Raw genomic sequence first — 20,147 nt, 5'->3', positions numbered from 1 at the left:
AGACGATGATAAAAAAATTGTTCAAGCAAGTTCAAGGCACGCGCAAGCTGTTTGCAGTGAGCGTCGTGACAGGGTCGGCGGGCGGCTTGCTGCTCATCGGCCAGGCGATCTATTTGGCAAAAATTGCAGACGACGCATTTCTTGGCAAAATGAGTTTGTCGCTGCTGCTGCCCGCGCTTGGCGTCCTGCTGGGCATTATGCTGCTGCGGGCGGCGCTGCATGCGGCAAGCGAGTATGCTTCGGCGCAGATGGCCCAGCATATTAAGAGCGATCTGCGGATGCGCCTTGTGCGCAAGTTGGCTGAGCTCGGGCCGGACTATGCCAAGGGGGAACGAAGCGGCGAGTTGGTTGGAACGTTGTACGAGGGTGTCGAGCAGCTTGAAAATTATTTGGCCAAATATTTGCCGCAGGTTGCGCTCTCCACGTTCATTCCGATCGCGGTATTCTGCGTCGTCGCTGGCACGGATTGGATCTCGGCGGTGGTGTTCAGCATTACGATGCCGCTGTTGGTCATCTTCATGATCCTGATCGGCAAGGCGGCGAAGGCCAAGACGGATCGTCAATTTGAACTGCTTGGACGATTGGGCGGACATTTTCACGAGATGCTGCGCGGGCTGCCGACGCTGAAAATGTTCAATCGCAGCAAGGCGCAGCTGGAGATGATCGCGCGCATTAGCGAGGAACATCGCCGCTCGACGATGGGGACGCTGCGTCTTGCTTTTCTTTCGGCTTTTGTCATGGAATTGTTTGCTGCGCTCAGTACAGCCATTGTAGCCGTCTTTCTCGGCTTGCGGCTTATTGACGGCGAAATCGGCTTTGAGCATGCTTTTCTGGTGCTGCTGCTGGCGCCGGAGTTTTATACGCCGGTAAGAACGCTCGGCACTCAATTTCATGCAGGCATGAATGGAGTGACGGCTGCCGGCCGCATTTTCGATATTTTGAATACGGAGCCTGCCGGTCAGGTAGAGGATAAGGGGGGGACAAAGCAGAAGCTGCCGGCTTCTGCGCATCCCGCAGGGTACCGGATTGCCTTCGAAAATGTGACGGTTCATTATGAAGGGGAGAAGCAGCCGGCATTAACAGATGTGTCGCTAACGTTCGAGCCTGGCGAGCGGATCGCCGTTGTCGGGCCGACCGGAGCGGGCAAAAGCACCTTGCTCGATCTGCTGCAAGGCTTTATTAGGCCAACATCGGGTCGGATTGTAATTGATGGGGTTGATATGGCGGAGCTATCGATCGGCTGGTGGCGCGAGCAGTTGACCGTCATGACACAGAAGGTGCATTTGTTTCACGGGACAGTAGCGGACAATATCGGCATTAGCCGCCCAGAAGCGACAGGGGCGGACATTGCAGCGGCAGCCGGCATCGCTCATGCTGCGGCGTTTATTGAAGCGCTGCCGCACGGGTACGATACGGAATTGGGCGAGGCGGTGCGGCTTTCAGGCGGGCAGGCGCAGCGGATAGCGCTGGCCCGCGCCGTATTGCGGCGCGATGCCCGGCTGCTGCTGTTCGATGAACCGACAGCTGCGCTTGATTTGGCAAGCGAAGCGGCGGTCGCGAAAGGGATGGAGCCGCTGATGCAGCAGCGGATGTCGGTGACGGTCGCGCATAGGCTGGACACGGTAAGCGCGGCTGACCGGATCGTCGTGCTTCACGAAGGGCGCGTTGCCGAGCTGGGAACGCCGGCAGAGCTGTTGGAACGCGGCGGATTGTACGCGGATATGTTGGCTGCGGCCGCTGTGTATGCGGAGGAGCGGGAATCTCCTGCACCAGCGGAGGCCGAGACGAGTGAAACGCGTGAAGCTGGTGAGCGCGCTGCGGCTTGCGGGCCAGCCGGGCTGCCGTTGCAGCGGCCGGCTGCTGCAGCCCGGAAAGCCGGGAGCGGCACTTTTGTCCGTTTGCTGCAGTTTTTAAAGCTCTACAAATGGAGGGCAATATTGGCTGTGCTGCTCGGATTTGCGACTGTCGGCGCCAACGTCGGCTTGATGGGGACATCCGGATATTTGATCGCCAAAGCCGCTTTGCGGCCGGAGACGGTGCTGCTGCTATATGTGCCAATCGTGGGCGTACGCTTCTTCGGCATTGTCCGGGGAGTATTCCGCTATGTGGAGCGGCTTGTCTCGCACGATGTTACCTTTCGGATTTTGCAGCGCCTCAGGGTATGGCTGTATGAACGGCTGGAGCCAAGAGGGGCAACACTGCTGGAGCAAAAGCGCAGCGGCGACCTGCTCGGCTCAATTATAAGCGATGTAGAGCAGCTGCAAAACTTCTTTCTGCGCGTCGTCGCTCCGCCGCTTGTTGCTTTACTTACGCTCATACTAGGGTTTGCCATTATGGCCAATTTCGATGGCGGCCTTGCTTCACTGCTGGCAGCAATGCTGCTGTTGGCGGGTCTAGTCATCCCGTGGATATGCCATCGGCTGGGCCGGGAGAGCGGCAGCAAGCTTGTGAAGGAGCGGGCGGGCATGTACACGGAAACGGCCGATCTCGTTGCCGGCTTGCCGACATTACTGTTATATGGCCAGGCAGTTAAGATGGAAACGCGAATCAGTCAGATTCAACAGCGCATGGACAGCGAGCTGAAGCGGCAAAATCGCCTTGCCGCCGTCACAAGCGGTTCGATGGTCGGGCTGGCCCATTTGACGATGTGGCTGATGCTTGCAGCGGCTATTCCGATGGTGACGAGCGGGAAAATCGACGGCGTGTTCATTCCGGCGATCATCCTGATAGCATTTGCCTGCTTCGAGGCGATGATGCCGCTGCCGCTTGCTTTTCAGCATTACGGACAAACGATGGCAGCGGGGGACAGACTGTTTGCCTTAGCGGATGAGTTCGAAGCAGCTATGTACGCGCCGAAGAGTAATGAACGGCCGGGCAGCTCTGCTCCAGCTGCATCTGCCGCCGTCTCACCGGACGGCTGGCACATGGCTGTCGAGCATTTGTCGTTCCGCTATGCGCCTCAGGAGCCATATGCTTTGCATGACCTGTCGTTATCGCTGGCCAAAGGGAAACGGGTTGCTCTTGTAGGAGAGAGCGGCTCGGGAAAAAGTACACTGCTGCACCTGTTGCTGAAGCTGCGGCCTTACGAAGAAGGTTCGGCTTTGATGAACGGTGTTGAGCTGCGGCATTTGTCGGATGAGGAAGCGCGCGCCAATTTCGCTGTCGTATCGCAAAATGTACAGCTCTTTAATACGACAGTCGCCGAAAACTTGCGGCTTGGCCGTCCGGAAGCGACGATGGAGGAAGTGCGTGCCGCTGCGCGTATAGCCATGATCGAGGAAACGATCGAGCGGCTGCCGCAAGGCTATGATACTGTAATCGGCGAATGGGGAGCGAGGCTGTCAGGCGGGGAGCGTCAGCGTCTGGCGCTGGCCAGGGCATTGATCCGCAATGCGCCGGCTATGCTGTTCGATGAGCCGGGCACTGGGCTTGATCCGATTACAGAGCAGGCGTTTACGGTCAATCTGGAGCAGGCGCTTGCCGATAAAGCCGTATTGTGGATTACGCATAAGCTGGCCGGTCTGGAAGCTATGGACGAAATTATCGTCCTGAGCCAGGGAAGGGTGCATGAGCGCGGCACACATGCGGAGCTGCTGCAGCGTAAAGGAATGTATTGGCAGCTTTGGGAGCTGCAGCGGATGGAGACAAGGCAATTATAAGTAAGGCAGGAAAAGGACAACTAACGCGGTTGTCCTTTTTCTTTGTGCGCCACGCATGGCGACTAACTAGGCGGTGAAAGTCCGCTGTGGGGGTACAATTTGTTGTAGAAAATACAACATTCGAGCCCTCATTCTACCGTTTTAGCCGCAAATGTTGTACGTTGTGCAACAATCATCACTAGTTAAGCGCCCTGGAGGAGAGATTTGTTGCATTTCATACAACAATTTGGAGCATACCTCCTTCCTCCAAGCGACTTATTGCACAAACTGCAACATTTGAGCGCCTATTCCACTCATCCAAGGATCGGCTTCGCATGGCGAGACACCTCTTCTTGGATTTGTGGGCGAATGAGCCTCCTGAGACACGCTATTGCTGGAAAAAAGGCGGGGAAACGGCCGTTGACAGCAGAAGGGAAGGGCCGAACCTTAGGAGGTGATCACGGGTGAACTGTGTAAACTAGGAACCGCCGTATACCGAACGGTATGTACGGTGGTGTGGGAGGTCGGCTACTCAAATAATGAGTAGCGTCCTACCCGATTTGAACAAGCACCAAAAAAGTGAACCCATTCTCGCCTAGCTGTGTTTATAACAAAGAGGCTTGCGCCTAAGGGATCCCAAAGCAATGCATTGCGGTCTGGCCTTGAACCGAAGATCTGTCAAAAACAAAATGCTGGAGAGGGGAAATAGAACATGAAAAACATGACCAAAGCGGCGATTGCCGCGACGAGCTGCCTGCTGCTGTTCAATTCGATGCATATCGCCGCGGAGGCGGCGCCGGCCAACAGGGCCAAGGAAGTGACGGTGCTGGCCGCAGCGAAGGCGCCTTCCGCCGCGGAGAAGAAAAAGGCGGTGGAAGCGGAAAAAGCGAAGTATGCCAAAATGAAAAAAAATCCGGGTGACTATTACATATTGTATGTAAGCGATAAGTCGCTTAATGGCGGCGAGCATTTTTCCAACTATCTGAATGTGTACAATTTCAAAAGCTATGAAGATTACATCAAAGTAGCATCCAAGCTGAAGACTCCCGTATTGAAGCGTCCGGACGGCTTGCCGGAAGGGTATAAGTTCACCAAAGCCAACATCCAGCCGCCGATTCTGGCCTATGGCGACAAGTATCAGAAAGAAGTGAAAGCGGAGGCCAAAGACAAAGCCGCTTACTTGAAGCTCATCAAATGGACGGAAGCGGGCCAGGTCGATCTCGTATTCAAGAACGGAAAAGATGTCGTGCAACTCCAATTTAGCCTGATGAGCGCAGAGATCGCGAAGAAGTACAGCAAGAAGAAAGGTTACCACTTTGTGGCGGCCGACGAATTGGATGAAGAGACGAAGAAAAAATTCCCTCAATACGTTAAAAATACACTGAGCTGGACAGACAAACAATATCAATTTAACATTTCGACGAATCCAGAAAATCCATTGACGAAAGAAGAACTGATCAAGTTTGCGGAAAGCGCGGTCCAGCAGCTGGCCGGAGCGAAAACCAAGTAACGTTTCCGCGTGGCGCCAGTAAAGGAGAATGAAAACGATGATGCGACTATCCGCCATTGCTCAAAAAGTTCTGCCGGGAGCTATGGACGAAGTGCTGCGTATTTCCATCTCCAAGGCTAAGGAGTCTGATGTTCCTCCGCATTCGGAGTGGAGCAGGTTAAGTCCCGCATTCAATTTAAGCAAGCAAATTCCGGCTTGGGCTTCGCAGGCAGTGGCGCAAGCGCTCAAAGCGAACATTGTTCAAGGTTATGGGGATGGAAGCTTCCGGCCATATGCTCAAATTACTCGCACGGAAATGATTGCGATGGCTACGCGGGCACTTAACCTCCCAATGAGCCAGAAGGCGGTTACAAGCTGCATGTACGATGCGGACATTCCGGTTTGGGCGAAATCTTTAGTTGCTGAAGCGGCGGCTCGAGGCATTGTCAAAGGTCGGAGCGGCAACCGCTTTGCTCCGGGCGAAACTTCGGCTCGGGTGGAAGTGGTGACGATTATAATGCGAGTTATTCAATAGGAACTAAGGGGCTGTGCGGACAGACGATCCGTTGATATGAACGAAACGGTCAAGCTCGCTGTTTGCACCCCGTTTTTTTACGCACTTAAATAAGGGCCTGTTATTCATTTTTTTTAACAGGTCTTCTTTGTTTTTTCTTGGCTTTACCTCTTTTTTCTTCTTTTTGACCGGTTTTTCAAAATAACGATTGTGGAGAAGGGTTAGATGAAACTGCTAAACGCGGTCGCACACCCTCGAAGGACTTCGATAGAAGTTTTTCTTAAAACGAGAGGTCGACTTGCTCACGAGTTGAATTCCTGTCCCTGAAATAATCGTTCCCAAGTGCTTAAATGATGCTCTAGCCACGGTATCCACCAACGCCTACGCTTCGTCAGCCTTGCCTTCTCCAACCAATTGCACGAATTTCACTAATGCGCTTGAGTATGCCGCTTCCTTTTTATACACAAACCATATTTGTAAATCGCGGTACCCTTCAGGCAGGCGATGGGAAGCGATCATCTCCGCCTTTTCCGCTTTGGCAATTGACGATTGTGGCAGCAAAGAGACCCCGAGGCCGGATGATACGCCGTTTAAAATCACTTCCAAAGTTCCAAACTCCATGATTTTCCCGGAAGTTAATCCGTTTTCATTCAGGAATTGTTCGGCCCTTGCGCGGTGGGAGCATCCAACGTCGAAAAATAACATTGGCTTAGTGAGCAAATCGTACATATCATGTTCATCCGGCTCTGAAACAAGCATCAGTTCATCCTCGAAGGCGGCAATATGCTCAATTTCAGGTGCGTCAACGGGTCCATAGACAAAAGCGCCGTCAAGTTCATATTTCAGCACTTTTTGCAAAAGGCTGTGCGTCTCACCGGTTACAAGCGAGAGGTTCACATCGGGATAACGCAGGTGATACTCAGTCAATAATGGAGTCAAATGAGTGGCCGCTGCCGTCTCGATGGAGCCTAAGCGAAAGGGGCCGGAAGGATGTTCCGAGAATTGTGTCGTTTTGATGGCTTCATCCAACAAGGTCAGTATTTGATCCGCATATTTCAGCAAATTTTCGCCTGCGGGCGTTAACGTCATCCCCCGATTGGAGCGGCGAAACAGCGGTACGTTCAATTGCTCCTCAAGCTCTTGTATCCGGGAGGTCACATTAGACTGCACATAGTTCAAGACTTGCGCGGCCTTTGTTATGCTGCCCTCACGCGCGACAGCTTGAAAAATTTTCAAATCACTGATGTTCATCTCTATTTCACCTGCCGGGCATGATCGTTTCTGATAGTGACGTTCGATTTTAATTATTTTACAGAATTTTAGCCGCTGAGTACAATTTCTTCAAAAGACACAAAATACATTTCGAGGGAGGAATGAGCGATGAAAGCAGTCGTGCATGCCGGGCAAAGTGGTTTGAATGGCTTGTCTTACAAAGACATGAGTGATAAACAGCCGGGATATGGCGAAGTTAAAATAAAGCTGAAAGCTGCAGGGTTAAATCACCGAGACTTGTTCATCATGGCAAGTCGAACGGAAGGAGATAGTCCTCTGATCATCGGGTCGGACGGAGCAGGCAGGATTGAAGCAGCAGGGGAAGGGGTCACTGGCCTTGCCGTGGGTTCCGATGTTATTATTAATCCTTGTATCGGGTGGGAATCCCCTAACGATGTGCCTGCAGTTCCAGCCATTGTAGGGGGACCATCAGATGGTACGTTCGCCGAATACATCATCGTTCCTGCCCTAAATGCTGTCAAAAAGCCGGCTTACTTGTCATGGGAAGAGGCCGGTGTGCTGCCTTTGGCGGCCTTGACGGCTTACCGCGCTCTCTTCACGAAAGGACATTTACAGCGCGGAGAACATGTGCTTATTCCCGGCATTGGCGGCGGGGTGGCTACCTATGCCATGCTTATGGCTTTAGCCGCGGGAGCGCGGGTCAGCGTTACGTCACGAAATGAGGCGAAAAGACAAGCTGCTCTCACTTATGGAGCAAACCATGCATTTGACACACATAGCAATTGGAAGGAAAGCATGAATGGAGACGCTGTGGATCTTATTCTTGACAGCATCGGGCCGGCGACGTTCCCTTTTTATTTTGATGTTATAAAGCCGAATGGCCGGATTGTCACGTTTGGAGCAAGCTCGGGAGATCGAATAGAGATGCCGATCCGGGATATTTTCTTCCCGCAAATCAGCATCATTGGCACCTCGATGGGAAGCAGTGAAGAGTTTGCCGCGATGCTTCAATTCATGGAAAGCCACTCGCTTCGCCCGATTATCGATCAAGTTTATCCGTTGCAGGATGCATTTACAGCCTTTCACGGCATGAAGCAAGGGGAACAATTGGGTAATATTGCGATAAAAATAGATTAATACATTAAATCAGGGCATCCTTATGGCAGGATGTCCTGATTGGCTTTATGATAAGCTTACGGAGGCAGGTTCTCATTTCATTATTAAACGGAAAGGGTTTCAAATGAAAAGTATATTGCTACAGTATTTGGCCAAATATACAACGCTCAACGAAGCAGAACAGCAGGCAATCATTGCAGACATACCTGTACAAAAATTTATAAAAGGGACAACGCTCCTTAGACAGGGGGATGTCCCCGCCTAATGTTATTTCGTCTTGAAGGGATGTGTGAGACAGTATGCGATTGATGAAACGGGCAAAGAAGTCACATCCAACTTTTATACGGAAGAGCAGGCAGTCGCCATTTTCAATCAGCATAAAGAAAACCGCGTATCCCCCTACACTCTAACCTGCGTGGAAGACTGTATACTGGTTGTTGGCGACTTGCAGGCAGAACAAAGCATGTTGCAAAAATACGCCCAGTTGGAAACGATGATCCGCCGGATGGTCGAAGAAAGCCTGGGTGACGTACAGGATGAATGGGCTTCATTTATCGCTTCTTCACCTGAAGAACGCCACTAGACACTCCTGCGAAAAAGACCTGGACTAGCCATTAAATGCCCGCCGAAAATGACCAATCCGATCGACCAAATCGATTCAAATGCCCGCAAAAATAGCATCATCAGCGCTTGAATTTGTTCGATTGTAAATGAGGATAGATCGAATGAAGGCTTCACCAGCAGCAGCACAAAGAGCAGATTCAGGATCGCAATCGCTAATATAGCCGTATAAACAAGCCGGAGCCATGCGCCGAGCAAGGAAAGACTTTTATGGATCGGCTGCAGAAACAGGTACAGCGCCCAGGAGACCAAAATGTCAGCAATGACAATGATGAGCCAACTGAAAATTTCGGCCGTGAAAAGGTGGCTGGATGACGAGATATTGTGAAATGTGGCGGCAGCATCGCCCTGCACGACAAGGCTTTCGTGGATAAAGCCATAGGAGAAAAATGCGGCAATTGCCATGACGATAAGCGATATGCCGGCAATTAAAGCGGATGTACGCTGCTGAAGCATGCGGCCATGCGTGGAGACAGTCATGAGTTAACCCCCTTGTTATATTAATGTTCATTATATTAGGAGGGTTATGGCGCGGCATTAACTTAAGTCAAGAGCTGAACTAATTTGGGCAGGACTATCGTCGCAAAATGTCGAATTTAATAGAGTAATGCGATACGGTAGGAGGTATACATACATCATGAATGATCCGATGTGGATTACACTAATCACACTTGCGATAGCATCCATTCTATTTATATCGGGTAAAATCCGCTCGGACCTGGTGGCGCTTGCTGCGCTGATTGTGCTGATGTTAACGGAGGTATTGACGCCAGGCGAGGCGTTGTCCGGATTTTCGAATTCGGTCGTCGTCATGATGATTGGTTTGTTCGTTGTCGGGGGAGGCATTATTCAGACCGGGCTGGCCAAGATAGCGAGCCGCAAGCTGCTGCTGCTGGCCGGAGGCAGTGAGACCCGCATGCTCATTATGGTGATGCTGGTAACTGCATTGATCGGCGCTTTTGTGAGCAATACGGGAACGGTAGCGGTCATGCTGCCGGTTGTCGTTAGTATGGCGATGAGTGCTCATATGAATCCGGGCAGAGTGCTTATGCCGCTGGCGTTTGCCAGCAGTATGGGCGGCATGCTGACTTTAATCGGGACCCCGCCCAACCTTGTCATTCAAGAGACGTTAGTAAATGCGGGCTATGAAGGGTTGACCTTCTTTTCATTTACGCCAGTTGGCATTGTCTGTCTCGCTGTCGGTGTACTTGCACTGCTTTTTTTACGCCGTTTTTTGCCCAAAAATGATGAAGATGGCGGGAAAAAGAAGGGCGGCCGTACGCTCAAGGAGCTCGTGCGCCAATATCAGCTGACGCAAAATCTGTTTCGCGTCCAGGTCGGCGAAGCTTCGGCTATTCGCGGCAAAACGCTGAAAGAACTGGATATTCCGTCCCAGTTTGGACTGAATGTCATTGAAATCCGGCGCAAAAGCTCAGCGAAAAATCAGTTTTTTAAAACGATTAACCAAGAGATCGCCGGGCCGGAAACCGTCATTCAAGAGAATGATATTTTGTATATTAATGGTGCTTTTGAGCAGACGGAGCAATTCGCGGCGCATTATGGGCTGACGCTGCTCGACCGTCAGAAGCCGGAGCGGCAGCCGCAGGCGCCTATGCATGTGGAGCAATATGCAACCAGCGAGGTCGGCATTGCCGAAGTGATGCTGACGCCGAATTCGCGGTTAATTGGACGTCTTGTCAAGCAATCCGGCTTCCGGGAAAAATATCGGGTTAACATATTGGGCATCCAGCGCAAGGAGCAATATTTGCTGCATCATTTGAAGGAGGAAAAGATGCGTTTTGGCGACGCGCTGCTCGTTCAGGGCACTTGGGCGGATATTGCGCTGCTTGCCGCGGAGCAGTCTGACGTCGTCGTCGTGGGGCAGCCGGCCGAGGAGGCCAGGAAGGTGACGACAGATATGAAGGCGCCGGTTGCAGCAGGCATTATGCTGCTCATGGTCGCGCTGCTGATCACCAACTGGATTCCGGCGGTTGTATCGGTGATGATAGCGGCGCTGCTGATGGTCATTACCGGCTGTGTGCGCAATATGGAGGAGGCCTACAAGACGGTCAACTGGGAGAGCATAGTGCTGATCGGCGGAATGATCCCGATGTCGACTGCGATTGAGAAGACCGGAGCGGCTGCCCTGCTTTCCGAAGGGCTTGTCAGCTCGCTCGGCAGCTATGGGCCGCTTGTGCTGTTGGCAGGCATTTACTTTACGACCTCATTGCTGACCTTATTTATTAGTAATACCGCCTGTGCGGTGCTGCTGGCGCCAATAGCCCTGACGGCGGCGACGCAGCTGGGTGTCAGCCCTTATCCGTTTCTGTTTGCGGTCTCGATCGGGGCAAGCATGTGCTTTGCCTCCCCGTTCTCCACGCCGCCGAATGCGCTCGTCATGTCGGCAGGACGTTACCGGTTCAGCCACTATGTAAAAGTTGGATTACCGCTCCAGTTTATCCTAGGGGTAGCGATGATTACGGTTCTGCCATTATTTTTTTCCTTCTAATATAAAGAGGCATGCCACCTTGCGGTCGGCATGCTTTTTTTGAGAAATATTAATTTTACCTTACGGCGATCTGTTGTAGCAACCCCAGCCATTGCATTTGCTTTGGAGTCGTGGCGAGCGCAAGGGCGAGGCTTCAATAATGGATATCGTTATCTTCGGCTGCCCTAAACTTGTAGCTTCATGACTACCCCGAGGTCTGACAGCCTCTTGACGCATGAACAAACGCTAACGGATATCACGGCCGCTATTTTCGAAAATTCGCCCGATCTGAAATTGTAACGGAACTGTGCGCCGCTATTTGATGATAATTGGCACGATTTCGCAAGAAAACGTCCAATTAAGGTCGCCCAGATCTGTTAGATTTCAAAAAGGGGGGTTATTGGTGAAATAACGTCTGTGACTTCCGTAAAACGAAACCGCTTCACAGCTTGCCCCCTCGCCCGTCAGCGGCGGTTGCGGTGATTCATGGCAGAATTGAACTGATTGTACAGCTCCTGTTGTCTGTATGTGAGATTATAATGAACGCCGCCAGTTACTCTGCGCTCCAGATTAACGGATTGCAGCGATCCGATCAGCTGCTGCATCTGGGCGAGTAGCTCAAACGCTTGATCATATTGGCCGTTGGCGAGGCACTCCTGCACCTGGTCCGTGAGATAGCGGTAGTTCTGCTGCAGATCCCTTCTATATTTCATGCCGCTTGTATGGCGAAACTCATATTCGAATGCTTGCCGAAGCTGCGCAAACACCTGCTCGGCCTCGCCTCTATAATTGTCCAGATTGTGGATCAAATCGACAAAAGCAATGACCGCTTCATGATGATCCTGCTCATGCTTCCTTAATTGCAGCAGATCGGTTGGTTTCTTGTTCGCGGCATCCCGGTAGTATTGGACGAAGGCGGCGACAATTTCATCGACCTCCAGAAACCTCTGATGCGGGATAACAAGCTGCCCGGATTGGAGAAAAGCGACGGACTGCTTATACTGCCGCTGATCGCTGTCGAAGCGTTCAGTTGTTGCGCGGTAAGATTGCTCCCACTGCTCGATTGTGCTTTCATAGTGCTGCAATCGGCCTTCTATAGCAGACATTTGCTCCGCGGCCTGGTCAAGCCGATCGTTGGCATCATCAAATTGCTGGACGGCATCGTCATTCATGCGTACCGCTTCATCCAGTTGCGCCCCCAAGCCGGAAAGCTGCCGCGCGGTCTGTTCGTACTCCTGGTGCAGCGTGTGCCATAGCGAGCGGTCATACTGAAGAGCGACGCGTTCGAATTGAGGTTTGAGTGCATCGAAGCTATTATGCAGCCGGTTGATCCGCTGATCCATTTTGGAAATTTTACTGCGATTGTTCAGCTTGATGTCGGCTGTACGCTGGACGGTGGATACCGCTTCCCGCAACAGACGCTCCGCCTGGTCCCATTGGGAGCGCAAGGAAAAGACGTTGCCCGACTTCAAGTTATGCTGCATACGCTCGACAACCTCTTTGCTCTCTTCAATCGGTAAATACGGATTATAGGGTATCGCCGTCAAATGATGCTCGGAGACGACCTTCCACACCGCTTGCCGGCTGGCATGCTCCTTCTCCGGGAAAGAGGCGATCTTCTGATCATAGTCTGCCAGCTCATCCAGATCGCCGGAGAGCAGATCAAGCGCTTCGCGGGCTTTTTCCGCCGATTCTAATGCAACAAGCGGATCGAAAGTATTATCTTTCTCGGCGTTTTTAAAGATGCGCTCAATCTCTTCAAGTTGCCGCCGCTGCAGGTCGAGCGTGCTGTTCAGCTTGGATGCGAGCTGCTTGAGCTTGCTTTCCACTTTCGGCAGGTCGAGCCGGATTTGTTCGACCATTTGGGTGACGGAAAACTCTTCCTTCATTAGAGCTTCCGCTTGGCTAATTCGCGTTGCCACTCGCCCAAATAGTTCCTCTGATGCTTCTATTGCATGTTTGAGCGCCTTTTGCAGTCCGGGCGTGTAAAGCAAAAATCTGGAACGGCCGCTTTCTTTGTATAGGTTCTGGGTTTCGACGAGCAGTTCCTGCAGCATGCGGCTTACTTCCGCGGCGAGCCGGTTCGTTTTCCCCTGGCTCATGACGGTCAGCGGATCGAGCTTCTCCAATGTCCGTTGAACGAGCAGCATTTGTCCGCTGATATCGCTTTGGACACGTCTCAGCTTGCTCTTCAGCCGCAGCCCAAGCACGGTCAGCGCCGTTATAGAGAACAGGAACTGTACGATTGCAATCATGCTCAGGAGCATGCCCAGCACCTCGAAGTAAGTAGATGATTGTTCCCCGCTGTCTTCGAGTTTTTCTTCTGCGGCGTTCGCTGCAGCTGCCGCGCTGCCCGTATCGGCCGCTGCATTCATCGCGACCATTAAAGTGGTAAGGGCGTCCGCATATTTGCCCTCTTTGGCTGCCGGCACATAGCTTTTATTTATAAGTTCTTCCCGTTTCTCTTTTGTACCTAATGCGGATTGCAATTGCCGATTAGTAAGGTGCAGGCTTGCTTTGCTTCCTTTGTCGGAAACGACGATGAGCGCATCCTTCGCGGTCAATTCCCAGCTGGCAAAAACATCAGCCGCATAATTCTCTCCGTCCAATCCGTTCAGATTGGCAACGGTCAGGATATAGAATTGGAACGTCTTGCCGGAGGCCTGCTCCTTGAGCAGCTTTTTTTCCTCAGCCGTCAATAAAGCGGCGCGATCCTGCACAGGCCCCATTTTTTTAGGAAGAGCTGCCGCAAATATTTGTCCTGCGGTGAGCATAAAGGCCAGAACGATCATAAGGGCAGCAACCGTTTTTTTCAATGATGATACCTCCCCGTATTGCTTTTTGTCTGGTTATGTCCATTTATTCCAGTATATCGGAAATCATTCCCTATGGCACCACCAATCTGGTCCAAAAGGCGAGAATGCATAATAAGTACAGGGTATAAAAGTAAAGAAATCGGAATTCTTGCACTTTGTATAGTTTTTGTATAGTGACGATTGATAGAATGGCGATTGTAGAAGAAAAATGTTGGAATTTGGCGAGTTGCCATGTTCTATTGCTCCTGTGATGCCAGGTTCTGTGAGAGGAGGCTGTGTGGGGGAGGTAGCAGAAAAGAATGACTGTAATTATTGAAGAAGAGGAGGAAGCAAGTACATGCATGTACAAAGAAGCAAGTATGATTGGAAGAAGCAACTTTCGCTGTTGCTTGTCTTCGTCATGGCCGCGGGCGGCTTTCTAGGCGGCTTTGCAGCAAATAAAGTGCAGGCTGCCGATGATGGTGTAGCAATATCCGCTTCTGAAGGCAAGACGACATATGTTGTTAACGGAGATGCGGTAACAATTGATAACGATCTGTCCCTTAATTATAACGAAAATTTAAAAGGTGCATCGGTCGTTATTGCAAATTTTAAATCCGATGATCTGTTGGGCTTTATTAATACTGCAAAAATAACAGGAAACTACAATAAAACTAATGGTGTCCTAACACTTACAGGCGAGGCAACGGTTAAAGAATATGAGGCGGCATTGCGGAGTGTAACATTAACGACAACAGGTGCCGATCTGTCTGACAGAGTGATTCAGTTTACACTTGGCACCGCTTTGCCTTTCAGCAACGGACATTTCTATGAATATATTAAAACTAGTACCAAGATTTCATGGGATAATGCAAAAGTAGCAGCTGAGAATCTGAATTATTTCGGACGGCAAGGATATCTTGTGACGATTACGAGTGAAGAGGAAAACACGTTTGTCAAAGAGAAAACTCAAGGTCTTGGCTGGATCGGCGCACAAGATATTGAACGCAAAAATGGAGAGCCTCAAAATACGGGAGACTGGCGTTGGGTGACAGGACCGGAAGGTCTGGAGGACAACGGTAAAGGATTGAAATTTTACCAAGGTTACCAGGGAGCAGGGGCCGGACCGTTTAATAAAAGGTATAATAACTGGCAATCTGGCGAGCCAAACAACTACGATGGAGTAGAATATGTAGCGCATATTTTTGGACCGGGGACCACTGCTGGCCTATGGAATGACTTCTCTCCAACGAATGCCAGCGTTTTCGGCTACGTAGTAGAATATGGCGGTATGCCAGGTGACAAAAATATTAAAATCAGTGCTGAAAAAACAGTTGCTGTCATTAAGGTTGACAAAAGTGCACTTTTAAAGGAAATAAACGAAAGTAATAAGGCAGAATCGAATAAGGAAAAATATACAGTTGAGAGCTTCGGAGCATTTGAGAGAGAACTGGCCGAGGCACAAAAGGTGTTTAATAACAAAAATGCCACTCAAGCAGAAGTTGATGAGGCCACAGCTAAACTGAATGAAGCCCGTCTAAATCTGGTTAAGCGGGAACCAAGACTTACAGATCTCAATTTAACCGTTGCCGACGCAACGTATAAAAATCCAAGCGAACTGGCTGGGAAAGAGATTCAACTATCGCCAGAGCAATTCAATGGAAAGAACCGTCTGAATTACAATGCAACAGTAACGGATGACGTGTACAGCGTAGCTATTATTCCGATCGCAGTTGACGGCGCAACAATCACAGTGAAGCTCCGCGGCGAGGAGTATGTAGGGGATGAACGGAACAATATCCCGCTTGAAGTCGGGGAGAACGTAATCGAAGTGACTGTGACACTTGACAATGGGGAAGAAAACATATACACCTTTGTCATCACTAAAGTAGATAAAACGGCGCTGCGGGAGCAAGTTGCCGAAATCGACAAACTGAATAAGGACGTCTATACACCGGAAAGTTGGAACAAATTGCAAGAAGCACTGAAGAAAGCTAATGAGGTGCTAAGTAATCAAAGCTTGATGCAATCGCAAGAAGAAATTGATAAGGCGCTTGCCGATCTTAAAGCTGCCAAAGATGCGCTTGTTGTAGATAAATCCAAGCTGCAAGCAAGAGTAGATGACAGCAAGAAACTAATAGAGGCAGATTATACGCCTGAAAGCTGGAAACAGTTGCAGGATGCTCTGACTGAGGCGCAAAAAGTGCTGGACGATCAAGCAGCTACTCCTGAGCAAATTGCCAAGGCCTTGGCGAATTTAAACCAAGCCTATGATAAATTGCAAAAAACTGGCGGCGCTCTTTCGGGGGTGAAATTAAAAGATCCAAAGACTGGCAAAGATATCGAAATGTCTCCAAAATTCAACAGCAATGAGCTTGACTACAAAGCCGTAGTACCAAATGAAGTATCGGCGATTAGCCTTGATCCAAAAGCGCTTCATCCAGATGGCGAAGTTAAAGTAACATTGAACGGCAAGGAAGTTGATCCGAAAGATTGGAATAACCTGCCGCTTCAAGAAGGCTTGAATATTATCAAGGTTGAAGTAACGGATCCAACGACCGGCGAGCCGAAGACATATACACTGGAAATTATGCGCACAACAAACAAGCTGATTGATCTGAAACCGTCGACCAGCAGCCTGAATCCGGCATTTGATTCGGAGAAGGATGCTTATACGATGAGCGTGCCGAACAGTGTTGACGAATTGAAATTCACGCCAACTGCGCTGGATCCAGAAGCTAAAATCGAGATCAGTGTGGGCGGCGGCAAATTTGTTACAGTCGGAAGCGGTAAAGAAAGCACGGCACTGCCACTGAATGTCGGCGATAATGAAGTAATCGTCAAGGTGACAGATCGTGACGGTAAAGTGAAAGAGTATAAAGTTAAAGTGAACCGCGCAAGTGCTAGCGATAGCGGCTGGTGGATACCGGCACCGGGTCCAGGACCATCAACAACAGGCAATATTACCACTAGCGTGGATGGAACGAATAATAACTTCGCCACAGGAACAACGAAAAAAGACGGCGACAACGAAGTTACAACCGTTCAGGTGGATGCTGGCAAGCTGAATGATATTTTGGCAGACGGCAAGGCGCATCAGTTGGCAATCCGCGTACCAGGTGAAGGAAAAGTCGAAGTAAACGGCTTGACGGCAGCAGTGGCGAAGAAGTTGGCTGACACAGGATCGACACTGAATATTGAAAATCTGCTGGCGATCTATCCGGTGCCGGGCAAACAACTCGACCTGGATGCCATTGCGAAACAATGGAATGGTGCAAAGCTCGAGGACATCGCGTTAAAAATTAACATTGAGCGCTCTTCGCAAGAGCTGATCGATTTGGCACGAAGCCAAGCAAAAGCCAAAGGCTATGAGTTGCTCGTAGACCCAGTTAATTTGGATTTGACGTTTACTTACGACGGCAAAACGGTTCGTGCAGGACAACTGGAAGGATATGCAACGAAATATATTGCACTGCCGGAAGGCATTGACCCGAACCGTATTACAACGGGTGTAGTAGTAAATCCGGATGGCACAACGTTTCACCTGCCGACAGTCGTAACGAAGATCAACAACCGTTACTTTGCACAAATCAACGATCTGCGCAGCTCGGGCACCTACTCGGTGATCTGGAATCCGCAGGACTTCGATGATGTGAAGAAGCATTGGGCGCAAAGCAATGTGAACAATATTGCAGCAAGACTGCAATTGAAAGGAACTGGCAACAATACGTATTCCCCGAACCGCAATGTGAACCGCTCGGAGTTTGCTTCGATCGTGATGTTGGGTATGGGCTTAATGCGTCAGGAAGTGCCGCAAAACATGTTTAGCGATGTCTCGCAAGCGCAGTGGTACCATAATGCGGTGACGATTGCCAATGAGTTTGGCATTGTACTGGGCTACTCTGACGGCTTGTTCCGCGGCGAGCGGGAAATTACGAGAGAGCAAGGCATTGCCATGATCGCCCGCGCGTACCAATTGGCAGCAGCGCCAAAAGCGATGAGCGAGGCTGAAATTGCCGCAACGCTCGCAGGCTTTGGTGATGCAGACAAAGTATCCAAGTGGGCAAAAGAGTCTGTCGCGCAAATGGTAGCAGCCGGCATCATTGAAGGCAAAGGCGCGAAACTGTTGAATCCGCAAGCAAGCATGACGCGCGCGGAAGCGACAGCAATGATGGAGCGTTTGTTGAAAACAACGAATCTGATTGATTAATATCATTAAATGCAGAAATGCCACCGGCCGTCAAAGGCCGGTGGCATTTGCTTTTGTACTCGTGTATTGGTCAAGTTGCGGACTTACGGGGGCTGTCGAATTCATGCGGACACACGATCCGTTATTTGTACGAAAACCGGAAGATTCGGAGGTCACGCGGACGTAGGATCCGTTATTTGCGAAGTTTGCCGGGTATTCGCGGCGATTTGAGGCCATAGCGGATCTACGGTCCGTCCCCCCCGCCGTTTTGGCTCGTTTGTTCACAGATAATGGAACTGATGTCCACGAAACAGCCGAGCCGTTCGCGTAGGTCCGCCACTTCGCCCCGCTGCCCTAGTGGCAAGCCCTGTTTAAGAGAGTGTCGCTCGTTCTATCCATATATTTCCAAACTTCTTAATATCCTTCTCTGCATGCAGCTCAAGCTCAATGCTGATGCACTGGCCGAGCGCAGTGATGTTGATGATATATTCATTTGCTTCGCTGCTGCCGGATACGAATTGCGGGTATTCTGCATGATTCAGCATTAGCTTGGCCTTCGCGATGCGGATTTCGCAAGGGCCGGTATTGCTGTCAGTAAGATAGAGCTTATATTGTCCGGGAGCGCCGATGAGGTCGGTCAATTCGTATTTTTCGACCGTGATACGGTTCGGTTTGTATTGGAACAGCTCAGGACCCCATTCGCCGATCTTTTGCAGCTCGCTTCCTATTTTGGACTGATTATACACGGTCGCTATACCGGCATAATAGGCTGAGAAGCTGGCGAATTGCGGTTCAGCAGCCGCTTTTAGGACATGGAGTCGCAATTTATGCAAAGTGACAGGTTCGACTCGTTCAATGCGCTTATGGCCTACAGCTGTGCCGCTGCATAGCTTGATCCAATTTGTGCCGTCAAAGCCGCTTACTTCATAAGCGCGGATTCGCTCGCCGTATTGAATGTCTTCGCAGATGACAATATGGTCGATTTGTTCGGGAGCGGCGAAATTTAGTTCGCATACATTGCCTGTTCCGCTGGCGGTGCCGACAAGGTTGGAGAAGCGCTTCTTGATTTCGTCGCCGAACTCTTTGGCCCGCTGCGCATCTTCTGCGGGAATTAATCCGCTGCGGTCCGGATTGGCATTAAGCAGCAGCACAGCGCCATTGCCGACCGAACGGTAATACAGCTCCATCAGATGCTCGAGACTTTTCAGGCTGCTGGCATTGGCCGTATTCCAGAACCAGTTTTTGCGAATCGTCGTATCGCATTCCAGCGGAATCCATAGCTCTCCATCGGGGTCTCCATGCTGAATCGTGCCGAGCCCTTTGGCGGCATCCGAATCGGCGCCGACTGCGTTCCATGCCGGGTAAGTCGCGATGCCTTCCTCATTGCCGACCCAGCGGATCGAAGCATGCTTGCTCTGGAAGAAGACGGAATTAGGCGCGTATTGCTCCAAAATGTCTCCGACCTCGATTTCCTGGCCGCCGTCAAACCAGACCTCAAATATTTCGCCATAGCGGGAGAGCACTTCAACCAGCTGCTGCCGGTAAATCTGATTATATTTTTCCTGCTCCTCCGGGGAAGCGCAGCGGCCGGCGATATGGGCGCCGTTATATACATCCTGCGGGCTTAAGTAAACGCCCATCTTCAAGCCTTGTTTGCGGCACGATTCTGAGAGATCGCGCAGCACGTCGCCTTTCCCGTCCCGCCATGGCGAGTTTTTAATGCTGTATTCGGTCGTATCGGTTTGCCATAAACAGTAGCCGCCGACATGCTTGGCAACCATGACAATATACTTCGCGCCAAGAGATTTGGCCACGGAGACCCATTGGTCGGTGTCCAGCGCTGAAGGATTGATCTGCTCGGGCGGCGTAGAGAGGTCGTCATACTCCTGATCCTGATAAACGTTCGGCGCCCAATGAATAAACATGCCAATTTCCATGTTGTGCCATTCAATTTGCTGCGGTGTAGGCACCGCCAGAGTCCTGCTCAAATTTATCCCTCTTTTCTGTCGTTATTACTGGGGTGAGGCGGATCGGACAGGCAACGCGCGTCTATCCGCCAACACA

11 protein-coding genes are annotated in these 20,147 nt (G+C 50.8%); 7 read left to right on the top strand and 4 right to left on the bottom strand.

The window, feature by feature from the left end; all coding sequences use genetic code 11:
- The first annotated feature begins 5 nt into the window (after nt 1-5).
- From cydD to ACFQ0N_RS09230, 3 genes are all read left to right on the top strand, one after another.
- Nucleotides 6-3,659: a thiol reductant ABC exporter subunit CydD gene (gene cydD / locus ACFQ0N_RS09240; RefSeq protein ID WP_379325120.1), complete on the top strand. Its 3,654-nt coding sequence runs from the start codon at nt 6-8 to the stop codon at nt 3,657-3,659.
- A gap of 691 nt (nt 3,660-4,350) precedes the next feature.
- Nucleotides 4,351-5,148 carry a hypothetical protein gene (locus tag ACFQ0N_RS09235; RefSeq protein WP_379325118.1) on the top strand — a complete coding sequence of 266 codons (798 nt, stop codon included), beginning with the start codon at nt 4,351-4,353 and terminating at the stop codon, nt 5,146-5,148.
- Between the two features lie 37 nt (nt 5,149-5,185).
- Entirely contained in the window at nt 5,186-5,662 is a 477-nt protein-coding gene (locus tag ACFQ0N_RS09230) for an S-layer homology domain-containing protein (RefSeq protein ID WP_379325116.1), read from the top strand.
- Nucleotides 5,663-6,022: 360 nt separating this feature from the next.
- Here ACFQ0N_RS09230 and ACFQ0N_RS09225 read toward each other — a convergent pair whose 3' ends face one another.
- A complete protein-coding gene (locus ACFQ0N_RS09225) occupies nt 6,023-6,892 on the bottom strand; it encodes a LysR family transcriptional regulator (protein WP_379325114.1) in 870 nt (289 codons plus the stop codon).
- 129 nt (nt 6,893-7,021) lie between these two features.
- On the opposite strand from ACFQ0N_RS09225, the gene ACFQ0N_RS09220 reads away from it, so the two are divergent.
- Complete coding sequence (locus ACFQ0N_RS09220; protein WP_379325112.1) at nt 7,022-8,011, top strand: zinc-binding dehydrogenase; 990 nt, start codon at nt 7,022-7,024, stop codon at nt 8,009-8,011.
- 268 nt (nt 8,012-8,279) lie between these two features.
- Nucleotides 8,280-8,573, top strand: a complete 294-nt coding sequence (locus tag ACFQ0N_RS38300; RefSeq protein WP_483874986.1) for a cyclic nucleotide-binding domain-containing protein — start codon at nt 8,280-8,282, stop codon at nt 8,571-8,573.
- Here ACFQ0N_RS38300 and ACFQ0N_RS09210 read toward each other — a convergent pair.
- The gene (locus tag ACFQ0N_RS09210) at nt 8,570-9,091 is read right to left on the bottom strand and encodes a DUF4386 domain-containing protein (RefSeq protein ID WP_379325110.1); all 522 of its coding nucleotides are present in this window, start codon (nt 9,089-9,091) and stop codon (nt 8,570-8,572) included. The two genes, ACFQ0N_RS38300 and ACFQ0N_RS09210, sit on opposite strands and share 4 nt — an antisense overlap.
- Before the next feature lie 157 nt (nt 9,092-9,248).
- Here ACFQ0N_RS09210 and ACFQ0N_RS09205 point away from each other — a divergent pair, with 157 nt between their 5' ends.
- Nucleotides 9,249-11,120: an SLC13 family permease gene (locus ACFQ0N_RS09205; protein ID WP_379325108.1), complete on the top strand. Its 1,872-nt coding sequence runs from the start codon at nt 9,249-9,251 to the stop codon at nt 11,118-11,120.
- Between the two features lie 443 nt (nt 11,121-11,563).
- Here the strand turns inward: ACFQ0N_RS09205 and ACFQ0N_RS09200 are convergent, their stop codons facing one another.
- The gene (locus tag ACFQ0N_RS09200; RefSeq protein ID WP_379325106.1) at nt 11,564-13,915 is read right to left on the bottom strand and encodes a TPM domain-containing protein; all 2,352 of its coding nucleotides are present in this window, start codon (nt 13,913-13,915) and stop codon (nt 11,564-11,566) included.
- Nucleotides 13,916-14,252: 337 nt separating this feature from the next.
- Between ACFQ0N_RS09200 and ACFQ0N_RS09195 the strand changes: the two genes are divergently transcribed.
- The gene (locus ACFQ0N_RS09195; protein ID WP_379325104.1) at nt 14,253-18,104 is read left to right on the top strand and encodes a cadherin-like beta sandwich domain-containing protein; all 3,852 of its coding nucleotides are present in this window, start codon (nt 14,253-14,255) and stop codon (nt 18,102-18,104) included.
- Nucleotides 18,105-18,454: 350 nt separating this feature from the next.
- Here ACFQ0N_RS09195 and ACFQ0N_RS09190 read toward each other — a convergent pair whose 3' ends face one another.
- On the bottom strand, nt 18,455-20,071 hold the full coding sequence (locus ACFQ0N_RS09190; RefSeq protein ID WP_379325102.1) for an alpha-L-fucosidase: 1,617 nt from the start codon (nt 20,069-20,071) through the stop codon (nt 18,455-18,457).
- Nucleotides 20,072-20,147: the final 76 nt, after the last annotated feature.

Origin of the sequence: Paenibacillus sp. GCM10027626, from assembly GCF_042676285.1 — a bacterium.
Taxonomy (GTDB): domain Bacteria; phylum Bacillota; class Bacilli; order Paenibacillales; family Paenibacillaceae; genus Paenibacillus_Z.
The sequence above is the reverse complement of the archived record's forward strand: the minus strand, read 5'-3'. Positions and strand labels throughout refer to the sequence as shown.